Below are 21,750 nucleotides of genomic sequence, written 5' to 3' on the forward strand. Positions count from 1 at the left end.
TCAGCCGGCGGTGGCGTTGATCGTTTCGGTGGTGATGGTCTGCGTCTTCTCAGGGCAAGCGAAGGGGTTGTCCTCGGTGAGGAAGAGCATGCAGTGGCATTCCTTGCGCTCGCGCATCGGAACGCAGGGGCAGTTCCAGAAGGCCTGGGAGACCTCGGCCTCCTTGTCTTCGTAATGGCGGCAAGGGCACAGCGCTCCGCCCAGATCGTCCTTGTGACGCGCCAGACCCTTCAGAACAACGGCGGTGACGCTGGGGTCAGCACAGAAATACGTGCCGGTGCGCTGGGCGTAGGTTTCAGCGAACTTGCGGATGACCTCCAGGCTTTCTGCTGTCGGCTCTTGAGGGGCGTCGGACATGGAGGTGGAGGGAGCGGCGAATTACGAAACCCCGCGGTTTCCTTACTGGAAGCCTAGGCCAACAGGCTTCCGGTCAGCGGGCTCCCCATTGTGACCCTCAACACGGCCGACATGACGTGGCAATTCGATGGCATCGTGTGGGGAGGTTTCGCCTCCTCATGAGCGCCTCGGCCCCCGCCAGCACCCGCGACGCCGTGCTCTCCCTGCTGCTGGAGCGCGGGGAGGAAGACGCTGGCGCCCTTGCCGATGCCGTGGGCATTTCGGTTCAGGCCATGCGGCGACACCTGCGCTCCCTCGCCGACAGCGGCCTGGTCTGCGCCAGCAGCAATGCCAGCGGCCCAGGTCGACCCAGCAACCGCTGGTGCCTCACCGACGAAGGACGGGCCCAGTTCCCCGATGGCAGCGGCCGCTTCGCCCTTGGCCTGCTGGATTCGATGCGCAGCCATCTCCCCGAAGCGACGGTGCGCCAGCTGCTCAATCAGCAGGCGGAGTCGAAGGCCAGCCAGTACCGGCAAAGCCTTGGCGAAGCCTCCTTGGAAGCTCGCCTCGAACACCTGGCACGGCTGCGACGCGACGAGGGCTATGTGACCGTCTGCAGCCGGGACGACGACGGCGTGAGTTGGCGGCTCGAGGAGGCCCACTGTTCGGTGCAGCGCATTGCTGAGGAATTTCCCGCGGTCTGCGACCAGGAATTGCTGCTGATTCGCCGCACCGTGCCGGACTGCCGGGTGGAACGGGTGCATTGGCGGCTCGAGGGCGGCCACGCCTGCGGCTTCCGCATCACTCCGCTGGCGCAGGGCTGATGGCCATCGACCGAGCCGCGATTGAACGCATCGACTCCACCTTGCTGCCCCAGCTCGATCGCCATCACCTGCGGCTGCTGAGCCACTGCCTGGACAGCTTTCAATCCATGGCCGCTCCAGGGAGCACTGGTGCAATCCCCGACGAAAACCAACGGCGCCGCTGGTGCCAGCAGCAACCCGTGGTCGCTGACGATCCGGCATTCCTCGACACCTTGCTGCTGCAGCTCAACGCTGCCGCCGATCAGCTGGATCAACTGGCGCTTGAACTGGGCAAGCCTCCATTGGCGCTGACCCTCGACGATCTGATCAGCGCCGCCGAAGCCCGCTGCCGTGGCTGACATGGCTGCCGTGGGGGGGGCTGGGCTGTCGTGACTGACCGGTTCGGGCTGCCATCATCAACTCACTTCCTCAACGCCGGCGATGCTTGAGATCTCGGACGCCCTCAGCTTCTTTCGCCTGAGCTGTGGCCGCTGGACCTCACAGCGCAGCCAGCACCACCTGCTGCATCGCCGCGCCGAAGCCGGCGCCTCCTTCATCGTTGTAGAGGAACTGCTGAAGGGCGACGAACGCCTTGCGGAGATCGCCGAACGCAACAACGCCAGCGTTGAGCAGGTCGTGGGGGGCTGCTGGGTGCGCTGGAGCGGATCGATGGCCTGGGATCGGGCCGGTGAATCCCACGAAGACCAGACCATGTTCGGACTGATCCCCAAAGACGAAACGGGACGACGGGGACTGCTGCTGCGGGATCGCGGTTACGCCGAGAAAGCGCCGGTGGCGGGTCAGTTCCGAATGGATGACGAAAACGGCCTGATCCTCACGACGGACTACGAAATGATGAGCTCGCTGGAGCGCTTCTGGTTCGCCAGCGAGAACGTGCGGCTGCGCACCAGCACGGTGCAGGGGCTCTCCAACAACGCCTCCTTCTGCATCGAGACCCGGCAGCTGGACGATGTTGACCAGCCCAGCCCGGTGATGGCTTCAAACGGAGCCACCCTTGCCCCCTTCGGCTGGTAAGCAGAAGTACTTAGAGAAAGTATTACGGCATGTAATCGCTGCAACAGCAGCTGAAGGGGGCAAGACCGAGCACTTCTACGATCGCCCACAGTGGATGCTGTAGCTCGCGTGGCCATTCCTCTTCTGGAGTACGCACCGATTACTCAGAACTCCCTGAGGTCAGGTGTTCCGAACCTTCGTGTCGGCTCCGACGAGGGATCCCGGGCTTACTCCCTGGAAATCGCAGACGATCGCGACAATTTCGACACCGTCGTGGAGGCCGCCTACCGGCAGATCTTTTTCCACGCCTTCAAAACCGATCGGGACGTCAACCTTGAGTCCCAGCTGAAGGATGGCCAGATCACCGTTCGCGATTTCATTCGCGGCCTGCTGCTCTCCGACACCTTCAAGCGCACCTTCTACGGATTCAACAGCAACTACAAGGTTGTTCGCCATCTCTGCGAACGAATTCTTGGCCGCAAGGTGAACGGCAAGGGTGAAGAGCTCTCCTGGTCGATCGTGATTGCGACCAAAGGCCTGGAAGGTCTGGTGGATGTTCTGCTTGACAGCACCGAGTACCTCGACGCCTTCGGTTACGACACGGTTCCCTACCAGCGGAACCGCGTGCTTCCCGGCCGCGAGCTCGGTGACACTCCCTTCAACATCACCACCCCCCGCTACGACGAGTACTACCGGAACATTCTTGGCTTCCCCCAACTCGTTTTTACTGGCGGGCCTGCCAAGCGGCTGCCGGAACGCGCAAAGATCAGAAAGGGTGGGTCTCCGCAGGACTACATGGCCTGGGTGAGCGAAATCGGCAATCCCCGCCGAGTCGGCCCAAGCACCAGCGCCGATATGGACTACCTGACCAAGGTGCCTTATCGCACCATCGGCCGCTGATCCCAGCACCAAACTTGTTCAGAAAAGCGGGGCTTCGGCTCCGCTTTTTTTGTGTCTCTGACTGTGATCCCCGGGATCGAAGTTCATCCAGTGGTCAGCATCCACTGACCCTTGGCCCCTTCACGCTTCGAAAAGGAATTTTTCGGATCACAATGATCCCAAACGAAACCTGGAGTTTTTGGACGTGTCCCAAACCCTGTCATCCCTGGCACGTCTCACCCTTCGTCAACTGCGTCAGATCGCCAGCGACCTAGGGGTGCCGCTCTACAGCCGCAAAAGCAAGGAGACCCTGGTCGACGAGGTTGCCCAGCGTCAGCAAAAGCGTGGTGGAGATCTAAAGGCGATCGAGGCGGAACTCAATGCGCCGGCCATGGGCAGCAGCGACACCCGCGTGGTGTTCCTGCCTCGCGACCCCCAGTGGGCCTACGTGTTCTGGGAAATTTCCGACGCCGATCGCAAGGTGGCCCAGAAGGACGGCGCCAGCCGACTTTGCCTGCGCCTGGCTGACGTGACCGGCATGCAAGACGGCAATGCCCATCCCCACACCCTCCAGGAAGTCCCCGTCGACAGCCACAGCACCGAGTGGTACCTGCCAGTGCCTCTCTGTGACCGGGATTACCGGGTGGAGTTGGGCTATCGCATCGGCGCCAGCTGGATGTCCCTGGCCTTCTCCTCCGTGGCCCGCGTGCCTGCTCTTCACCCGAGCGAGCAGATCCTTGATCAGTTCGTCCCCTTCAGCCTTGAGGCAGCACCGGCTGAATCCGCTCCAGCTCCCGTCGCGCCGATCGAGTCCAGCAACAGTGGCCTGCACGAGCGGCTCTACCAAAGCGCCACGGTTCAGTTCCGCCGCCGTCGGGTTGGCTCGGAAGAATTCCAGGAGGGCTTTGACGTTTCCGGCGACAGCAGTGGCTTGAATGACTCGGGGGCTGGCCTCTGGGCCAGCGGACGAAACGAGTCTGGCCTTGGTGGCGTTGCTCCCCGCCAACGCTCCTTCTGGCTGGTGGCTGATGCCGAACTGATCGTCTACGGCGCCACCGACCCTTCCGCTCGCCTCACCATCGGTGGCGAAGAAGTGCCTCTATCCACAGACGGTACTTTCCGAATTCAAGTGCCGTTCCGGGATGGCGAGCAGATGTATGCCATCCAAGCCACGGCTTCCGATGGAGAACAGAAGCGCAACATCACGCTCAACTTCAAGCGTGAGACCCCTGAAGACAACAGCAACCCTGCCAGCGAAGCCCGCGCCGAGTGGTTCTGAACCCTTCCGATTCCAAAGCACCAGCAACCCTGCGCTGGTTCGTGGCCATCACCCCCCTCGCGGGGGCGATGGTTTTTCCGTTGGTGGTGCCTTTGGTGATGGCCCGGGTGGGCATCGGAGCCGGTGTGGGCGTCGCCCTCGTTCTGAGTGGACTTTGGTTTGTGGCGATGCTGAAGACATCGGAGATGCCCCACTGAAAATCGGGGAACTCTGATCAAGGCAAGGTCTTGGTCTCGATGTTGAAGAACACGCTGGGTTGGATAGCAGCGGCTCTTGTCTGCGGTGGCTGCAGCCAGCCGGGATCGATCGTGGGCATGGCTCCGGCAGAACTGCCGATGCCCAAGCAGATCGATGTTGTCTTCAATCACAACGCCAGATCGCGCTACCGCTCACCCCTGACAGGGGAGTGGCGCAATGGTGACGACATGGAGGCATGGCTGATTGAAGCCATTGATGGCGCCACCGAGGAGGTGCTGGTGGCCGTTCAGGAGCTGAGCCTGCCAAGGGTTGCCCAGGCCCTGATCGCGGCAAAACACCGCGGTGTTCTTGTTCAGGTGATCCTCGAGAACAACTACCGGCAGGCCTGGAGTGAGCAACGACCCAGCCGGTTGAACCAACGGGAACGACAGCGCTGGCATCAGTTGAACCGCTTGGCCGACAGCGATCGCGACGGCACCACCACTGCGGACGAAGCAGTCCAAGGTGATGCCGTGGCGCTACTCCAAGCAGCGAACATTCCACTGATTGACGACACCGAAGACGGCAGCAGCGGCAGCGGCCTGATGCACCACAAGTTTCTGGTGATCGACCAAACAACAGTGATTACAGGCAGCGCCAATCTCACCAGCTCCGGCCTCCACGGTGATACGGGGCGGCCCTCAAGCCGCGGCAATGTGAATCACCTGCTGCAAATCAACAGCCCTGAGCTGGCCCTGATGTTCCGTCAGGAATTCGCCCAGATGTGGGGCGATGGCCCCGGCGGCGCGCAGGACAGTCGTTTTGGTCTGCAGAAAGCAAAGGGAAGCGTGCAAACCGTGCAGGTGGGGGACATCCGCGTGGATGTGCTTTTTTCACCCCATCCCAAGAAGGATCGGAATCACGGGCTCAACCTGTTGGCAGAGCAATTGAAAGCCGCAAAAAAGAGCATTGATATGGCCCTGTTTGTGTTCTCTGCACAGCAACTCACCAACGCGCTGCGGGAGCAAATGAAGCAAGGCGTTGAGATCAGGCTGGTTGCGGATCCGGGGTTTGCAAGCCGCCCGTTTTCAGAAGTGCTCGACCTGCTAGGGGTCAGCCTTCCAGATCACACCTGCAAAGTGGAAGCTGGCAATCGCCCACTGGAGCATGGCCTGAAAGGGATCGGCACCCCTCGCCTCGCCCGTGGCGACAAGCTGCACCACAAGTTCGCCGTGATCGACAACAAAACGGTGATCACGGGGAGCTTCAATTGGTCGCCCTCCGCTGCCCACACCAACGACGAAACCTTGCTGGTGATCCACTCACCGCAACTCGCCAAACACTTCACCCATGAGATGGATCGACTTTGGGAGAGCGCTGAACTGGGGATCACACCACACATCCAACGCAAACTTGAGCATCAAAAGATTCGATGCGGAGACGGAGCAATGAGACGGTAAGGAGAACTGGCTTAGCCTTAAACTCAACCAAAAGCAGGAAAATGTAGTGGCTGGTTTTGGAGGAGTAGATGGTAAAGCAGGAAAATCAAAAAAAAAGCCGCAACTGAACTTTCAGAAATGGTTCAATCAAGCCATTTATTCTCACAAGACAGGCCGGCTCAGAGAAGCCGAAGCGATTTACAAAAAAATGATCACCGCAGGAACATCTGATCCTGCCGTGTATTGCAATCTTGGAATCCTTTGCAAAAACAGCGGCCGAATTAATGAAGCCCTGGAACACTATGAACAAGCTCTGGAATTCGAGCCTGAAGACCCCCAGATTTACAGCAACATCGGCAATCTATACCGGGACATCGGAAATCTTGATCAAGCACTGCAATTCACACTGAAATCACTCGATCTGGATCATGCGTCATCAACTGCCCAGATGAATCTTGGCAGTATTTACAGAGACCTCGGAAAAACAGACGAAGCGCTAATAGCCACCATCAAGGCCATTGAATGCGATGAAGGCAACATCGAAGCGCTGCAGAACCTGAAAAGCCTCGCCAGCGACATCGAGGTCAACGCATTCAACAGAGACTCCGCCAACAAAGCCTACGAAAAGCTTCTCAATTGCGATGACTTTTCCCACCGCAAAATCGGCCAACTCTTCGTGCAAGTCCACCTGGATGACATCCAAGCGGCCGCAGGTTCAAACCCAATCATTTCAGACCAAAACCAGGCCTTTCATCGCCTCGCATCAGACTGGAGGTTCAGAACAGCGCTGACCTTACTGATCCCAACCCACAAGGAGACAGAGGAATTCCTCACACGCCTAAGAAAAGAATTCCTGGCGCACATCAAAAACCACAGCTCTACACCCCCAGAGCTCAAACCCCTGCTGGAGGCGCTTGCGACGCAATGCTTCCTCAATGAATACGTCTATTGGCAATCAGACGAGGAGCAACAATGGATCAACGATCTGATTAAAGATGCGAAGAAGAGCCAAGGGGCTTTCAATGAATACTTGCCCATGATTGGCTGCTATCGCCCACTCCACAGCATCACCACGAAAGAAGCAATCAACTCATATCCCGTCAACAGCGATGAGAGCAAAGCCTTCGTCAACACCCAATTCAACGAGGTCGAAACAGAGCAGGGCATCAAAGCCCGCCTCGGCCATAGCAAGAAAATAACCAATGAGGTGTCACTCGACGTACAACAAATGTACGAAGAAAACCCCTACCCTCGATACAAACACGCAGACCATACTCACCCGCTTTTTGCAAAACCAACAGCCGAGTTCATCTCCCTAGAGACAACCATTGAAAATCCCTCCTTCTGCAATGAGCTCTCAATACCCAACTCCAGCCCAAAGATCTTGATCGCCGGATGCGGAACGGGCAACCAAATCATTAACGCCAGTCGCTATAAAAATGTGCAAATCACGGCAATTGATATCAGCACCAACAGCCTTGCCTATGCAGCAAGAAAAGTTCAGGAGGCCAACATGCGCAATGTTCGGCTCCAGCAACTGGACATCCTGGATGCTAATCAGCTCCAAGACATCTACGACGTGATTGAGTGCAGCGGGGTTCTGCATCACATGCAAAACCCCGCCGAGGGCCTGGCAGCACTGAACAGCAAACTCAAGCCGGGAGGCTATTTCAAGATTGGCCTTTACAGCAAACTTGCCAGACAGAAAGTCTCTGCAGCACGAAAACTGATCAAAAACCTGGGCATTCAAAGCACACCAGAAGGCATCAGAGATTTTCGCAAGCAAGTGTTTGACGATGATCGGCACGAACTAAAAGATTTATCTGAACTTGCGAGTGACTTCTATTCGCTCTCCGAGTGTCGCGACCTTTGCTTTCACGTTCAGGAGCATCAGTTCACCACCGAGACCTTGAAAAAACTTTTAGAGGCCGAGCACTTGGCATTTTGCGGATTCATGCTTCCGAAATCCATCAAAGCTGCTTACCAGCACTGCTTCCCCAAAGACTCCAATGGCACCTCACTCAGCAACTGGGGTGAATTCGAGAGCAACAATCCATCAACTTTTCAAAGCATGTATCAATTCTGGGCCTACAAACCTTTGTAGGAAGATTCGCGAAGGCAAACGAAGACCAAAGCAACTAATGACAAAACCACCTATTGCTATCAACGAACGGAAACGAATGATTTTTCTGGCCTGAGACGAGCAGATCATTCGGAGACTTTCATCATCAAGGCATCGTCCAGTACTTCGCTGATTGATCGTCCAAACGATTGATTGGCTCAACTGCGCAAAAGAACGCCAGACTGGTCCCATGACATCCACGATCACACGCGTCCTGCTGCTGCTCGCCATGACCAGTCCGGCGACCGCGGCTGAGCCCTACGAGCCCTGGCCCAGCAAGAACCAATTGCGCAGCATTGAGCTGGCCGCCTACGCCTGCTCCCGCGACAACTCAACGCAAGCCTGCGCGCGGGTGCGTCAGCTGGCCGACCCTTTGATGGATCACTCCAGGTTGCCGGGGCTCTGCAAAGACGTGCTGTGGTCCCTGATGGATGAAGCCAAGGTTGCCAACAGCAACGACTTTCGCCGTAAGGACGCCATCACCAACACCGCCCGGCGGATCCCAAGGGTCTGCGCCGAGCCTGTGATGAAAAAAGGGAAGCCCAAATCACGTCAGGCCTGAGCCCGACTGGGCGTCAATCAAAGTCGAAGCTGAACCGTTGTCCCTGCATCAGGGTGGCGACCTCTCCGCGAACTGCATCCAGAAGCGCAACGCTGACGTCGGGGTGCTTCTTGATTTCGTCCACAAACATCTGCACGTCGGCGGCGGTCAGTCCGTGGCTTGTGATTCTGGAATCCACCTTGCCGCGAAACGTCTCGAGAAGACTGAGTTGATCAGCGTCGAGTGGCTTGGAACCGGGATGGGTGACGTCCATCGAAGAAACAGAGGCGATCAGTGGGACGTCTCCGAATCACCAAGCAGATCGAGCAGGGTCTCGGATGCAGCGATCATGTCGCCCATGCTGAGTTCGCTTTCCTGACCAGCAATTTCGGAGGCCAACTCACACGCGGTGGAGGAGTGGCCCGAGACATCACAACTGTTGGACAGTCTCAAGATGGCATTGGAAAACTTGCCGCGCAGGCATTCTTCCGAACCTGACTGATGATTACAGCATTGGCAGCAGTCACGTTCTCCTGAGAGGCCTCCGGCAGGGGAAGGGACCGTTGCCAGCTCTGTGATGCAACAACTGAAGAGGTAGTGCAGGCCATTCCGACGAACATCAGCAGCAAACAGCGATGCATGGTCGTCGCAATAGGTGCGGGCCAAAGGGTAGCGGCGTCAACTGGTCGCGACCGACGCCATGCGAAAGGATTTCCATGTTTAGGTTCCGCATATAACCCCATCCGTCGTGATGACCACCTCGGCCCCTGCGGAATCGACCCAACGCCAGGTGACCCTGGCCACCCCTTTCACCGACCAGAAGCCTGGGACCTCCGGCCTACGCAAGAGCAGTCGCCAGTTCGAGGAGCCCCATTACCTGGAGAGCTTCATTGAGGCGTCGCTTCGCACACTTCCGGGCGTGCAAGGCGGCACCTTGGTGCTGGGGGGCGACGGCCGTTACGGCAACCGCCGTGCCATCGACGTGATCCTGCGGATGGGCGCCGCCCACGGCCTCAGCAAGGTGATCGTCACCACCGGCGGCATCCTCTCCACGCCCGCCGCCTCCAATCTGATCCGGCAGCGTCAGGCCATCGGCGGGATCATCCTTTCCGCCAGCCACAACCCGGGCGGTGAGAACGGTGATTTCGGCGTCAAGGTCAACGGCGCCAACGGTGGCCCCACCCCCGCCGCCTTCACCGATGCAGTGTTCGAGTGCACCAAAACCCTGGAGCAATACACGATTGTTGAGGCTCCAGAAATCCCTCTGAATGCGCCTGGACTTCACAACATCGGCGCGATGCAGGTGGAGGTGATCGACGGCGTCGACGATTTCGTTGACCTGATGCAGGAGCTATTCAACTTCGATCAGATCCGCGATCTGCTTCGCAGCGACTTCCCCCTGGCCTTTGACGCCATGCATGCCGTCACCGGGCCCTACGCCACTCGCTTGTTCGAGAGGCTGCTGGGGGCACCGGCGGGAAGCGTGCGCAACGGCACACCTCTGGAAGACTTCGGTAACGGTCACCCCGACCCCAACCTCACCTACGCCCACGACCTGGCTGCACTGCTGCTCGAGGGAGATGAGTACCGCTTCGGAGCCGCCTGCGACGGCGATGGCGATCGCAACATGATCCTGGGCCAGCGCTGCTTTGTGAACCCCAGCGACAGCCTCGCCGTGATCACCGCGAACGCCACAGTGGCTCCCGCCTACGCCGAAGGCCTGGCAGGGGTGGCCCGTTCGATGCCCACCAGCGCCGCGGTGGATGTGGTGGCCAAGGAGCTGGGGATTGACTGCTTCGAGACCCCCACTGGCTGGAAATTCTTCGGCAACCTGCTGGATGCCGGCAAGATCACCCTCTGCGGGGAAGAAAGCTTCGGCACCGGCAGCAACCACGTGCGCGAGAAAGACGGGCTCTGGGCGGTGCTGTTCTGGCTGCAGATCCTGGCCGTGCGCCGTTGCAGCGTCGCCGAGATCATGGCCGAGCACTGGAAGCGCTTCGGACGCCACTACTACTCGCGTCACGACTACGAGGCCGTCGCCAGCGACGCCGCCCATGGCCTCTACGACCGCCTCGAATCCATGCTGCCCAGCCTGGTGGGCCAAGCCTTTGCCGGACGCAAGATCAGCACAGCCGACAACTTCAGCTACACCGATCCGGTTGATGGTTCTGTGACAACGGGCCAGGGTCTGCGCATTCTTTTGGACGACGGCAGCCGGGTGGTGGTGCGCCTCTCTGGCACAGGCACCAAAGGCGCCACGATTCGCGTCTACCTGGAGAGCTACGTGCCCAGCAGCGGTGACCTGAACCAGGATCCCCAGGTCGCCCTGGCGGACATGATCAGTGCCATCAACGACCTGGCGGAGATCAAGCAACGCACGGGCATGGATCAACCCACCGTGATCACCTGAACCCGGACCATCACGTCTGACATGCCAAAGCCACCCCAAGGGGTGGCTTTTTTGATAGCTCTTGTGGATCCCTCAGGGACGACGGCCGCGGTTGGACTTGCTGTGCCGATAGGCAGGATCGGTGGCCTCCTCCTGCAGCTGACGCATCGTCTCAATCGCAAAACCCCCAAGACCACCTGAGCTGATCACCATCAGATAAAAGAGGCGTAAGCGGCCCAGCGCAATCTCGGCCGGACTGTTGTCGATCAGCACCTTGAGGAAATAGGCCACCGCCAGACCAAGACCGGCACCGATGGCCACTGCAATCAACACACGCATGCCACTGAAGGGCTTGCGCTGATTCACCTCGGAGTTCAACTCAACCATCAGCTGGGTTGCGGGGTGGGGGTAGGACCGTCCTCAGGAGGCTTGGCATCGGCCTGGCCCAGCAACGTCTTCATCACCACGTAGAAAACAGGCACCACAAGGGTGGAGAGGAAGGTGGCGACCAACAGACCACCGAACACCACCAGGCCCAGGGACGACTGACTCTGGGCACCCGCACCACTGGCAAGCATCAGTGGAAGGAAGCCGGTGAGGGAGGAGATCGCCGTCATCAAAATCGGCCGCAGACGCGACTTGGCGGAGAACTTGGCAGCCTCCAGCGCCGACGCGCCCTCACCCATCTTCTGGTTGGCCAGGTCGACGATCAGAATCGCGTTGCCGCCCGCCAGACCGATCAGCATCACCAGACCCACCTGGGCGTAGATGTTGAGCACCTGGCCGGCACCCCCGAGGAAGACAAGGGCCCCCAACAAGGCCGTCGGCACTGTCAGCAGGATGATGATCGGGTCGATGTAGCTCTCGTACTGCGCCGACAGCACCAGGAACACCGCCAGGATGCCGAGCGCGAAGATCACCACCGCCAGGGATCCAGCCTTCACTTCTTCGCGGGAGATACCGGTCCAGTCGAAACCAAGACCCTGGTAACTGCCCGCATTGAAGATCTGCTTCATCGCTCCGATCGCCTGACCGGAGCTGTTGCCTTCTTTGGGGGTGCCGTCGATCTTGATCGAGCGGTAGAGGTTGAAGTGGGGAATGACACTGGGCCCCACCGTTTGCTTCACGGTGAAGAACTCCGAGAGGGGAATCTGCTCGCCCTTGGCATTGGCGACATAGATGGCGGACAGCCGCTGGGGGGTGGCCCGGCTGACCTCATCGGCCTGCACATACACCCTGCGCACCTTGCCCTCCTGGAAGGTGTCATTCACGTATTGCCCACCGAAGTTGACGCTGAAAACAGACATCGCGGAGGCGAAATCGACACCGAGCGAAGCCATCTGCTCCCGGTCCACATCGATCTTGTACTGCGGAGCCTGGGGGGAGAACAGCGTGTAAACCTGATTGAGCACGGAATCGCTGTTCGCCGTCTGAATGATCTGCTGAGCAGATCCGAAAAACTCATTCAACGAATAGACGCCACTGCTCTGGTCCAGCAGCTGGAACTCGAAGCCACCACCGGTGCCATAACCGGGAATCGACGGGGGCTCAACAACAAACACCCGACCCCCATCAATCGCGCCATACAACTTTCCGTTGAGACGCTTCACCACGGCTCCCACTGTGTGGTCCTTGCCGGGCCGATCATCCCAGTGGTTCATCCCGATGAAGAACAGACCCTTGTTGGGCGCGTTGCCATCGAGGCTGGCGCCGCTGAACAAGGCCGCTGATGCGATGTCCTCCTCGGAGCGCAACACCTCAGCCACCTGACGGTTGATCGCCAGGGTTTTCTCGTTGGAGACACCCTCAGGAGCCTGCACGAAACCAATGGCATAGCCCTGGTCTTCGATCGGCACGAATCCACCAGGAATTCTGGTGAAAGCGAATCCCGTCAGCAGGATCCCGGCAGCCAGGGCCGCCATCACAATCGGGCGGGCTTTGAGCACGGCATCGAGGATCGACGCATAGCGCTTCTCAAAGCCGCCATACAAACGGTTGAAGCTGGTGAAGATCACCGGGATGAAGTAGCCAACGCCGCCTCCAATGGCGGTGAACAACACCACAGGGATCGGATTAGAGACAATCACACCTGTTGTGATCACACCCACCGCAGCACCACCGGCGGTGAAGGGAAGGCGCAGGGGCAGACCGCTGATCTTGCCGGCGATGAAGCCGACAACCGCACCGATCACCGTTGGGATCAACGCTGCTGCCGCTCCATTGCCAGCACTGAGCAAGCCGTAAATGAAACCAAGCACCACACCGGCCGTGGCGTACTGATTGCGGCTGAGCTCCTTGGTTTCGCGAGACAACAGCAGGGCCGACAGCATCGGCGAGAAGGTGAGGGCGTTGAAGGTGGAGATGCCGATCGAGAAAAGGATCGTGGCGGCGAACTGCTTGTAGATGGTGCCGGTAGCACCTGGGAAAAACAGCACCGGCAGGAACACCGCCACCTTCACCAGGGAGGTTGCAATCACAGCCCCGAACAGCTCATCCATGGTTTCCATGGCGGCCTGCACCGAGGTCATCCCTTCCGCCTTCTTGGCGGAAGTGTCTTCCACCACGGTGATGGCGTCATCCACCACAAGGCCGGTAGCCAGCACAAGACCGAACAGCGTGAGCTGGTTGAGGGAGAAACCGAAGGCCAGCACCAGGGCGAAGGTGCCGATCAAGGCCACCGGAATCGCAATCGCGGGCACAAGCGTGGCTTTCCAGTTCTGCAGGAACAGGAACAGGATCAGCACCACCAGGATCACTGCATCCCGTAGGGAGTTGGTCACCCCTTTGATCGACTGGTTGATGAAGTCGGTGGTGTCGTAAATCTTCTGCACCCCGAGGCCAACCGGCAGGGTTTGCTCGAACTCATTCAGCACCTCCTTGACGCCATTGGAGACCTCGATGGCATTACTTCCGGAGAGCTGGTAGATCGCGATGCCAACAGAAGGCGTGCCTTTGAGATCCATGGCATCAATGCCGTAGGTCTCACCGCCGAGCTCAACGCGGCCCAAATCCTTGAGTCGCACCAAGCCACCGGCATCAGTGGTTCTGAGAATGATGTTTTCGAACTCCTGGGTGCTGGTCAGACGTCCCTGCAGCTGCACCGTGAAGGTGTATTCCTGACCTTCAGGGGCAGGGGCGCCGCCAATCTTGCCGGCCGGCACCAGACGGTTCTGACTTCGCAGCTGGTTGACCACATCGGTGGCCGTGAGGTTGTTGGCGGCCAGCTTCTCGGGGTCCAGCCAAAGGCGGAAGGCGATCTTGCGGTTGCCGAAGTAGGTGACATCGCCGACGCCCTTCACCCGTTTGACGTTGTCGGTGAGGTTCTTGTCGAGATAACCACTGATCGTCTCCACCGAATATTCGGTTTTGGAGGGGTCTTCGTTGACGAAGTTGTAAACGAGCAGGATCGAGTTGGAGGCCTTGTTCACCGTGACACCCGACTTGCGCACCTCCTCCGGCAATTGTGGTTCCGCCAGGGAAACGCGGTTCTGCACGTTCACCTGGTTGATGTTGCCGTCGGTGCCGCTGTCGAACGACACGGAGATCGAACTCACACCATCCGAGGAGCTGTTGGAGGTGATGAAGTCCATGTTCTCCACCCCATTGATCTGCTGCTCGAGCACGGAGGTGACCCCCTGCTCAACGGCAACAGCATCAGCACCCACGTAGGTGGCCTGCACCTTCACCGTTGGAGGTGCAATGTCGGGGAGGTTTTCAATCGGAAGGATCGGAATCGAGATCAAACCAACGATCACGATCAGCAGGCTGCAGACCGTGCTGAGAACCGGCCGGGTAATGAAGTTATTGGAAGCAGACATCGATCAACCTCAGTTCGCCTTGGCGGGTTGCACATGCACGGGCATGCCGTGTTTCAGGTTGAGCAGATTGGTTGTGGCCACCATCTGATTGGCTTCGAGGCCTTTGGTGATCGGATACAGCTGGTTCTCCAATTCGCCCACCGTGACCGGCGTCTGCAGGGCGAACTTGGCATCAGCGGGAAGTTTGCCGGCCTTGATGCCCTTCTCGAGCTTCTCGAGATCAGCCTTGCCCGGATTTTCTTTGAGTTCCTCAAAGCTGCCGAGACGGAAGACGAAGCTCTGACCGGAGGTCTGGGTGACAGCGGCGAAAGGAACGGCCAGTTGTTTCTCAGCCTTGATCTGCACCCGGGTGCGCAGACGCTGGCCATCCATCAATTGCCCATCGGTGTTGGGGAAGACCGCCTTCACCAACAATCCCTGGGTCTGCTTGTTGATCCGGGGATCAATCGAACCGACTTGCCCGGTTGCAATCACATCCTCACTGCCTGGGGCACTGAGCAACACCGGCTGCCCCAGGGACAGACGCGTCGAGAACACCGCCGGCACCTCAACCTGGGCTTCCAGTTCGTTGTTCTGCACCAGGCTGGTGAACACCTCGCCCTGCCGAATCACATCGCCCACCTTCACTTTCACGTCAGCAACCGTGCCGGCGGCGGGTGAGGTGAGATTGCTGTAGTCGAGCTCCGCCTTGGCTGAGATGTACTGGGTGCGGTAACGATCCAAGTCTTTCTGCGACGCAGCGCCCGTCTCAGCCAGATAGGCGTAGCGCTCGTAGTTGACTTTGGCGTTGTCGGCTTTGGCTTTTTTTTCAACCTGATCGAGCACCACCAGGAGCTGACCGGGCGCAACTTCATCACCCTGGCTGATCTTGAGTTGCTCAATCCGACCCCCCGATTGAGCAGCGAGCTCGACCAGGTTGCTGGCCTCCAAGGTGCTGACGGTATCGACACCCTCAGTGAATTCAGCCAACTGGGTGGAGACGGCCTGCACCTTCGGCGGCGGCGGCTTCGGCGGTTCGCTCTTGCAGGAACTAACTGTGATCAGAGCCGCGAGGGTGAGCAGGAGTCGCTGCGGATGACGCACGGCAAAAAGGCTTTTGCCGGATTATGGGGAGTTCGTGAGAGCTTGTCCGCGAAGGTTTCGACGTGTCGAAACAGGCATCCAAAAAATGTTCGATTCGGCCCAGCTCAAGCGCTGATTGAGAACGTCAGGGACACTGGGTCAACGTCGATTGTTCGTTGAGCCAGGACCTCTTCGCTTTTCACGGTGAGCAACAACGGCGGCGGCTGGCCCCTCTGGCCGATCGCATGCGTCCGCGCACACTTGAAGAATTCGAAGGCCAGAGCGGGATCCTTGCCGACGGACGGCTCCTTCGCCGTGCCATCAAGGCCGATCGGGTCGGCAACCTGATCCTGCATGGCCCCCCCGGGGTCGGCAAAACCACGCTGGCACGGATCATCGCCAACCACACCCGCGCTCATTTCAGCAGCCTCAACGCCGTGCTGGCGGGCGTCAAAGACCTGCGGATCGAGGTCGATGCCGCACGCCAACGCCTTGAACGTCATGGCTTGCGCACGATCCTGTTCATCGACGAAGTGCATCGCTTCAACAGCGCCCAGCAGGATGCACTGTTGCCTTGGGTGGAGAACGGCACCGTCACCCTGATCGGCGCCACCACAGAAAACCCCTATTTCGAAGTCAACAAGGCGCTGGTCAGCCGCTCGCGGCTGTTTCGTTTACTGCCTCTGGAGCCGGAGGATTTGCAGCGGCTGCTGCAACGCGCCCTGGGCGACAACGAGCGGGGCTACGGCGACCGCTCCATCGCCATCAGCAGGGATGCCGCCAACCACCTCGTTGATGTGGCGGGCGGAGACGCCCGCAGCCTGCTCAATGCCCTTGAACTAGCGGTGGAGAGCTCCGAACCCGATGGCGATGGCGTAATTCAGATCAACCTGGCCATCGCCGAGGAATCCATCCAGCAGCGGGCTGTGCTCTACGACAAGCACGGCGATGCCCACTACGACACGATCAGCGCCTTCATCAAATCGCTGCGGGGCTCCGATGCCGATGCGGCGCTGTTCTGGCTAGCACGCATGGTGGAAGCCGGTGAAAACCCCCGCTTCATTTTTCGGCGGATGCTGATTGCAGCAGGGGAAGACATCGGCCTGGCCGACCCGCAGGCCATCGTTGTGGTGGAAGCCTGTGCCGCGGCCTTCGAACGGGTGGGGCTGCCCGAGGGCCTGTATCCCTTGGCCCAGGCTGCGTTGTACCTGGCGGGCACCGAAAAGAGCAACAGCGTTCTGGGCTTCTTTGATGCCCTCAAAACTGTGCGCGATGCGCAAAAACAAGACGTACCTGGGCATTTGCGCGATGCCAATCGGGATGGAGCCGCCTTCGGCGATGGCGCGGGCTACCGCTACCCCCATGCCTACGCCGAACACTGGGTGGAGCAGCAATACCTCCCCACAGCCCTGCAAGGGGAAGTGTTCTGGCAGCCCGGACAACTCGGGTGGGAAGGAGAACGACGCGAGCGGATGGCCGAACGCCGGGCGGCCCAACTCGCCGCAGCCGCAGAACTGGCGGCCGACCAGCCCTTGCTGCTGAGCAGCGGACCCGATCGTCCCGGTGTGGACCGCTGGGTGCAGCGTCAACTCGGGCAGGAGGGAGAGCGACTGCAGCGCCTGCGCGAGCGGCTCTGGCGGGACATCCCCTGGACCCGTCGAGATCGGGTGCTGTTGTTGGGGATGCGCTCGCTGATCTGGGCCCTCGATCCATTGAGGGCCGCCCCGGAAGGAGGCGTGACGGTGCTTTGCGAGAATGAAGCCGACCGGAGCCGGCTGGCAGCACAGATGGATCTGCTCGAGCCGGAGCATCGGCCAGAGCTGCTGACCGGCAACCTCGACGCTCTGCCCGCACTCCAGGCCTTCGATTGGATCGCAGGACGCCTCGCCGCTGCCGACCTGCAAGGGCAGAACTGGACAGCACTGCTGGAGGCCATCAACCAACATGCCGAGCCGACAACAGGCTTACGGCTGCTGATCAGCCGCGCCGAACTGGGGCCCGCTGGTGCATTGCTCCAAGACGGCGATCCAAAAGAGCTGTTCAGCGATCTTGTGGCTCAGGAACAGCAGTGGCTTGAGCAGCAGCAGCGGCCGGACGAGTCCTTGAAGAACGCCGGCTGGCAGCTCCGTTGTGAAGAGTGGCTGGAACATCTCACGCTTCCAGGCGGCACGGAACTGGCTGAGCGATGGCTGACCGAAGGGTCGCCCTACCGGCAGGCCATGGGGGAGATCAGCAAGGACGTGATGAAGGAATTGCGCCGGTCACTGAACAGCCTTGGAGAGGCTGGTTTACGACTGCCAATGCGCCATCAATTGATCACTGGCGAGCGAAACACGCCGTAAAAAAGCCCCGGCCGTAGCCGGGGCTGAGGCGCAGCTCTCAGGAGCTGATCACCAGAGGGGACGGGCGGGAGCGACGCGAGGTGCGGGCTCGGGCAGCGCGGAGTTGGCCTGAACGCAGGCGGGCAGGAACACGTACCAGGAGAGCAGCGAGGTGCACTGGGCGTCTCCTTCGCAATGGTTGGGGGCACAGACGTTCTGGATGCCGTCGTAGGTGCCGCAGGTGTCAGCCAGACGGAAGTCCACGGGCAGTTCGGCCATGATGCCGGCGGAAGAGATTTCACCGTCGATGGAGTCGGCGACGATCGCGGAACGCAAGGCCACCACAGAGGTGGATTTCATCTTCCAGTAGGGGAAGTAAGAACGGGTCTGGTCCTTCAGGAACTTGACGCCGTCGTCGGAGTACAGGAAGCGGGAGACGCCGATGATGTCAACGGCATAGATTTTGGTCATGCCTTCCTGAATTTCCTCGGCAGTCCAACCGGAGCTGCTGATGCCGGAGCTCAAAGCACGATCGGTGATGTCACCGGTGCTGAAGAAGGTTTTGAATTCAGAAGACCTGGTGGTCCACACGGCGCCGCCGGTGTTCCAGCGAACGGGACGCTTGGTGCCTGCTTCAGCGGGAACAGCCAGAGCAGTGAGGGAGGCGCCGGCGAGCAGACCAACGGCGAGACGAGAAAACACAAGACGACAAATAAGCACGTCAATAAAAAAAATTAGCCCCCTCAATAAGAAACACCGACATCACTCAATTGCTTAAGAATTGGGAAACATTGAGAGAACTAACTTCCAGCGAAGGAGACACATGAGACCCGGCAATTCAGCTCGATCTGGCCCAACTCTAAACAAAAAGCCAGGGGATTTTAGCCGAATTGGGCCAACTAGAAAGCATGGATTGGCTGAAAAATATCTCTCCGGGGGAGAACTACCTGAAACCCAGCACTTCAGATCAGTTCGAACTAATGAGGATTCAAAAGCAGAATTCTCTGATCACTTCAGAGAGATGCGCTGCCAACCATCCGGACAACGCCCTGCCTCAGCCTGGCCTACTCCCTTCCGATCCCCACGGCAGTGGTGCATCCGCAGCCGACCACCCGAGCGCTCCACCTCCGCTAGATAAGCCTCCGCAACGTGATGTGGCTTAAGCCACAGTCGGGTCCGAACAGCATCGCGATCCACCGTTGCCTGGAACTGCGGCCCGGACGACAGGCCCAGATCCTGAAGGGAGCCTGCGAATTCACCCCAGTAATGGCGCGTCATCTGCGCACGAGCGAACGCTTTGAGCAGGGTTTCGGCTTCGCTGCGTTGATGAAGGGTGACCTCGCGCTGCATCAGCCGTCGACTGAGATTCGCCGCCGACGACTGAGGAACAGCGTGATCCAACGAGAAACCATGACGCGGCGCAACAAGTGCGCTCAAGCCCATGGCCAAAAGACCCAGAGCTCCCAGGGAGGGCGCGATTTGCTCAACCCGGATCCGCGACGCCATGGCCCAACAGCTGCAGGTTGATTGCAACGTAGGCCGCACGGACAGTCTTGTCCTGAGGGCCGTACGCTGCCGCCACTGACCAAACCCTTTTCGTGAGCCTGCAAATCGGCGACGCCGCCCCCGACTTCACCCTTCCCGATCAAAACGGTGATTCCATCAGCCTCGCTTCGCTGCGCGGGAAGAAGGTTGTTCTGTACTTCTATCCCAAGGACGACACCCCGGGCTGCACCAAAGAAGCCTGCAACTTCCGCGATCGATGGGAGCAACTCAATGCCAACAACATCACTGTTCTGGGCATCAGCAAGGACGGAGCAACCTCCCACAACAAATTCATCAACAAGCACGACCTTCCCTTCACCCTGCTCACCGATGAGGAGCCCTGTGCCGTGGCCAGCCTCTATGAGAGCTATGGGCTGAAGAAGTTCATGGGGCGTGAATACATGGGCATGATGCGCCACACCTTCCTGATCGATGAAGAAGGAAAACTCGAACGGATTTATCTCAAGGTGAAAGCGGCCACCATGGCCGACACGCTGATCAGCGATCTCGGCCTGAGCTGAGCCCAGCACCGAGGCTCAGCAGTGCTTGCAATTGAAGATCACCCTCCAGCTGCAACAGCTCCGTTGCACCGGACCAATGACGCTTCAACAGGGCAGCGTCACCACCACAGATCCACAACAAACCCTGGGCATGCTGCTGAGCCGCTGCAATGGAAGCCAACATCGCTTCCAACACACCGCGCTGCATGGCGGCCGCTGTTTGTTGTGGGAAAACCTCTTGCAGAGCCTCTTGATCGAGATCCTCAGGGGTTGATGGCAAGCCGAGGGCTCCCTTGGTCATGGCCTGGAGCTGGAGCCGATAGCCCGGGATCAGCTGGCCGCCTCCAAAACAACCGTCCGCCGTCACCCGGGTGAGGCTCAACACGGTGCCGGCATCCACCAGAAGCAACCCCCTGGAACAGTCGAGCTGTTGCTCTTGACTGCAGCGCCAGGCCATCCAAGCCCCAAGGGCTCGGTCCACCCCCAACCAAGGAGGAGCCTTGGGCAAGGGCACATCCTCAAGGCGAATGCGCAGATCTTGGTGGGCCATGAGCGGCTCGGGCACCGACCCCACCGCCGCCCAGACCGGAGGGTCAGTCCCGATACGGCCAGGGTCGGGCGGACCGTGCTCAATGCGGACATAGTGATCTTGCCGTTGGGCCCAATGCCAACGGCTGTTGCCAATCAGCAGGGCGCGGCCGACGTCCCGTGCAGGCACCGTCACTCAGATGCCTTCCCCCATCAGCCCTTCGTTGGCCTCCTGGGGCACATGAATCCCACACTCTTGCTTCAACCCGCCGAAGCGGGTGTCGCGGCCACTCAGATCTCCCACATCCGGGCCACTGGAATGCCAGTCGCCCACGGTGGAATAGCCCTGCTCGAACAAAGGATGCTGGGGAAGGTTGTTCAATTGCATGTAGTAATAGACATCCCGCTGCGTCCACTCGAGCAAAGGCCTGAGGGACCAACGCTCCCGAATCGGATCCAACGCGGTCATGGAGCTGCGGTGATCGGTCTGGCCACGCCGCACGCCACTGGCCCAACAGCGCGTCTCCAGGTCGTTGAGCGCTCGCTCCAGGGGTTCTACCTTGCGGATCCGGTGGTAAGTCTCCAAATCCTCCACACGACCGGATTCCCATAGCCGTCCGTGCAGGGCCTCCATTCGAGCCGGGGACATCTCGCTCTGACTCACCACCAGACGAATCCTGAGCTGCTGGGTGAGTTGATAGGCATAAGTGTAGGTCTCGGGAGGCAGATAACCGGTATCGATCCAGATCACCGGCACAGCATCACCGCCGGGGAGGGTGCTCAGCATGTGCAGTAGCACAGCCGATTGGATGCCAAAACTCGTGGTGAGAGCAAAATTCTCACCGAACTGTTCCAACCCCCAGGCAAGACGCTGCTGCGGCTCCATCGACTCCAGCAGCTTGCGCCCTTCGAGCAACTCGTTTTGCACCGCCATGGGCACCATGGCCTCAGGAGCCTCCGTCATCACGCCATCTTCCCCTGTCGTGGGACCGGGTGT

At 59.5% G+C, this 21,750-nt stretch carries 22 protein-coding genes; 12 read left to right on the forward strand and 10 right to left on the reverse strand.

Translation table 11 applies throughout. From position 1 onward, the window contains the following. Positions 1–357 (reverse strand): ferredoxin-thioredoxin reductase catalytic domain-containing protein, encoded by a 357-nt coding sequence (locus DXY35_RS01625; protein ID WP_038553034.1) that lies wholly within the window; start codon positions 355–357, stop codon positions 1–3. Between the two features lie 158 nt (positions 358–515). Here DXY35_RS01625 and DXY35_RS01630 point away from each other — a divergent pair, with 158 nt between their 5' ends. The 9 genes from DXY35_RS01630 to DXY35_RS01670 all read left to right on the forward strand — a co-directional run bounded on the left by DXY35_RS01630 (position 516) and on the right by DXY35_RS01670 (position 8,611). Beyond that, positions 516–1,160: a metalloregulator ArsR/SmtB family transcription factor gene (locus tag DXY35_RS01630; protein WP_115080610.1), complete on the forward strand. Its 645-nt coding sequence runs from the start codon at positions 516–518 to the stop codon at positions 1,158–1,160. After that, positions 1,160–1,498, forward strand: coding sequence for a hypothetical protein (locus DXY35_RS01635; protein WP_115080611.1), 339 nt, complete (start codon positions 1,160–1,162; stop codon positions 1,496–1,498). Before DXY35_RS01630 ends, DXY35_RS01635 begins: the two co-directional genes overlap by 1 nt. An 82-nt stretch (positions 1,499–1,580) precedes the next feature. Then, entirely contained in the window at positions 1,581–2,174 is a 594-nt protein-coding gene (locus DXY35_RS01640) for a phycobiliprotein lyase (protein ID WP_115080613.1), read from the forward strand. A 108-nt stretch (positions 2,175–2,282) separates the two neighbouring features. Further along, positions 2,283–3,053, forward strand: coding sequence for a phycobilisome rod-core linker polypeptide (locus DXY35_RS01645; protein WP_371681718.1), 771 nt, complete (start codon positions 2,283–2,285; stop codon positions 3,051–3,053). Between the two features lie 184 nt (positions 3,054–3,237). Beyond that, the gene (locus tag DXY35_RS01650; protein ID WP_115080669.1) at positions 3,238–4,311 is read left to right on the forward strand and encodes a DUF4912 domain-containing protein; all 1,074 of its coding nucleotides are present in this window, start codon (positions 3,238–3,240) and stop codon (positions 4,309–4,311) included. After that, on the forward strand, positions 4,302–4,508 hold the full coding sequence (locus tag DXY35_RS01655) for a hypothetical protein (RefSeq protein ID WP_115080616.1): 207 nt from the start codon (positions 4,302–4,304) through the stop codon (positions 4,506–4,508). Before DXY35_RS01650 ends, DXY35_RS01655 begins: the two co-directional genes overlap by 10 nt. Positions 4,509–4,547: 39 nt before the next feature. Beyond that, on the forward strand, positions 4,548–5,948 hold the full coding sequence (locus tag DXY35_RS01660; RefSeq protein WP_115080618.1) for a phosphatidylserine/phosphatidylglycerophosphate/cardiolipin synthase family protein: 1,401 nt from the start codon (positions 4,548–4,550) through the stop codon (positions 5,946–5,948). A gap of 46 nt (positions 5,949–5,994) precedes the next feature. Next, positions 5,995–8,031, forward strand: a complete 2,037-nt coding sequence (locus DXY35_RS01665; RefSeq protein WP_244272842.1) for a tetratricopeptide repeat protein — start codon at positions 5,995–5,997, stop codon at positions 8,029–8,031. Positions 8,032–8,239: 208 nt separating this feature from the next. Continuing rightward, entirely contained in the window at positions 8,240–8,611 is a 372-nt protein-coding gene (locus tag DXY35_RS01670; protein ID WP_115080671.1) for a hypothetical protein, read from the forward strand. A 13-nt stretch (positions 8,612–8,624) separates the two neighbouring features. Here DXY35_RS01670 and DXY35_RS01675 read toward each other — a convergent pair whose 3' ends face one another. After that, positions 8,625–8,864 carry a hypothetical protein gene (locus DXY35_RS01675; RefSeq protein ID WP_115080621.1) on the reverse strand — a complete coding sequence of 80 codons (240 nt, stop codon included), beginning with the start codon at positions 8,862–8,864 and terminating at the stop codon, positions 8,625–8,627. A 17-nt stretch (positions 8,865–8,881) separates the two neighbouring features. Next, positions 8,882–9,256 (reverse strand): hypothetical protein, encoded by a 375-nt coding sequence (locus DXY35_RS01680; RefSeq protein WP_244272844.1) that lies wholly within the window; start codon positions 9,254–9,256, stop codon positions 8,882–8,884. An 85-nt stretch (positions 9,257–9,341) separates the two neighbouring features. Here DXY35_RS01680 and DXY35_RS01685 point away from each other — a divergent pair, with 85 nt between their 5' ends. Then, positions 9,342–11,000, forward strand: a complete 1,659-nt coding sequence (locus DXY35_RS01685) for an alpha-D-glucose phosphate-specific phosphoglucomutase (RefSeq protein WP_115080623.1) — start codon at positions 9,342–9,344, stop codon at positions 10,998–11,000. A gap of 72 nt (positions 11,001–11,072) precedes the next feature. Here the strand turns inward: DXY35_RS01685 and DXY35_RS01690 are convergent, their stop codons facing one another. Genes DXY35_RS01690 through DXY35_RS01700 form a run of 3 tightly spaced genes read right to left on the reverse strand, consistent with a single transcriptional unit; the run spans position 11,073 to position 15,880 of the window. Next, positions 11,073–11,366 carry a hypothetical protein gene (locus DXY35_RS01690; protein ID WP_115080625.1) on the reverse strand — a complete coding sequence of 98 codons (294 nt, stop codon included), beginning with the start codon at positions 11,364–11,366 and terminating at the stop codon, positions 11,073–11,075. Next, positions 11,366–14,797 carry an efflux RND transporter permease subunit gene (locus DXY35_RS01695; RefSeq protein WP_115080627.1) on the reverse strand — a complete coding sequence of 1,144 codons (3,432 nt, stop codon included), beginning with the start codon at positions 14,795–14,797 and terminating at the stop codon, positions 11,366–11,368. Before DXY35_RS01695 ends, DXY35_RS01690 begins: the two co-directional genes overlap by 1 nt. Before the next feature lie 9 nt (positions 14,798–14,806). Continuing rightward, positions 14,807–15,880 carry an efflux RND transporter periplasmic adaptor subunit gene (locus DXY35_RS01700; RefSeq protein ID WP_115080628.1) on the reverse strand — a complete coding sequence of 358 codons (1,074 nt, stop codon included), beginning with the start codon at positions 15,878–15,880 and terminating at the stop codon, positions 14,807–14,809. Between the two features lie 155 nt (positions 15,881–16,035). On the opposite strand from DXY35_RS01700, the gene DXY35_RS01705 reads away from it, so the two are divergent. After that, on the forward strand, positions 16,036–18,201 hold the full coding sequence (locus tag DXY35_RS01705; RefSeq protein WP_115080630.1) for an AAA family ATPase: 2,166 nt from the start codon (positions 16,036–16,038) through the stop codon (positions 18,199–18,201). A gap of 48 nt (positions 18,202–18,249) precedes the next feature. Here DXY35_RS01705 and DXY35_RS01710 read toward each other — a convergent pair whose 3' ends face one another. Then, positions 18,250–18,882, reverse strand: a complete 633-nt coding sequence (locus DXY35_RS01710; RefSeq protein ID WP_115080632.1) for a protein phosphatase — start codon at positions 18,880–18,882, stop codon at positions 18,250–18,252. A 306-nt stretch (positions 18,883–19,188) separates the two neighbouring features. Further along, positions 19,189–19,686, reverse strand: a complete 498-nt coding sequence (locus tag DXY35_RS01715; protein ID WP_244272846.1) for a type IV pilin-like G/H family protein — start codon at positions 19,684–19,686, stop codon at positions 19,189–19,191. Between the two features lie 92 nt (positions 19,687–19,778). Between DXY35_RS01715 and bcp the strand changes: the two genes are divergently transcribed. Next, positions 19,779–20,246, forward strand: coding sequence for a thioredoxin-dependent thiol peroxidase (gene bcp / locus DXY35_RS01720; protein WP_115080634.1), 468 nt, complete (start codon positions 19,779–19,781; stop codon positions 20,244–20,246). On the opposite strand, the gene DXY35_RS01725 is transcribed toward bcp, so the two are convergent. Together DXY35_RS01725 and DXY35_RS01730 are read right to left on the reverse strand one after the other, a co-directional pair. Continuing rightward, positions 20,224–20,943, reverse strand: a complete 720-nt coding sequence (locus DXY35_RS01725; RefSeq protein ID WP_244272848.1) for a type III pantothenate kinase — start codon at positions 20,941–20,943, stop codon at positions 20,224–20,226. The two genes, bcp and DXY35_RS01725, sit on opposite strands and share 23 nt — an antisense overlap. Positions 20,944–20,949: 6 nt before the next feature. Then, positions 20,950–21,717, reverse strand: coding sequence for a phosphoadenylyl-sulfate reductase (locus DXY35_RS01730; protein ID WP_371681719.1), 768 nt, complete (start codon positions 21,715–21,717; stop codon positions 20,950–20,952). Positions 21,718–21,750 lie beyond the last annotated feature (33 nt).

Origin of the sequence: Synechococcus sp. N32 (genome assembly GCF_900473895.1) — a bacterium.
Taxonomy (GTDB): domain Bacteria; phylum Cyanobacteriota; class Cyanobacteriia; order PCC-6307; family Cyanobiaceae; genus Parasynechococcus.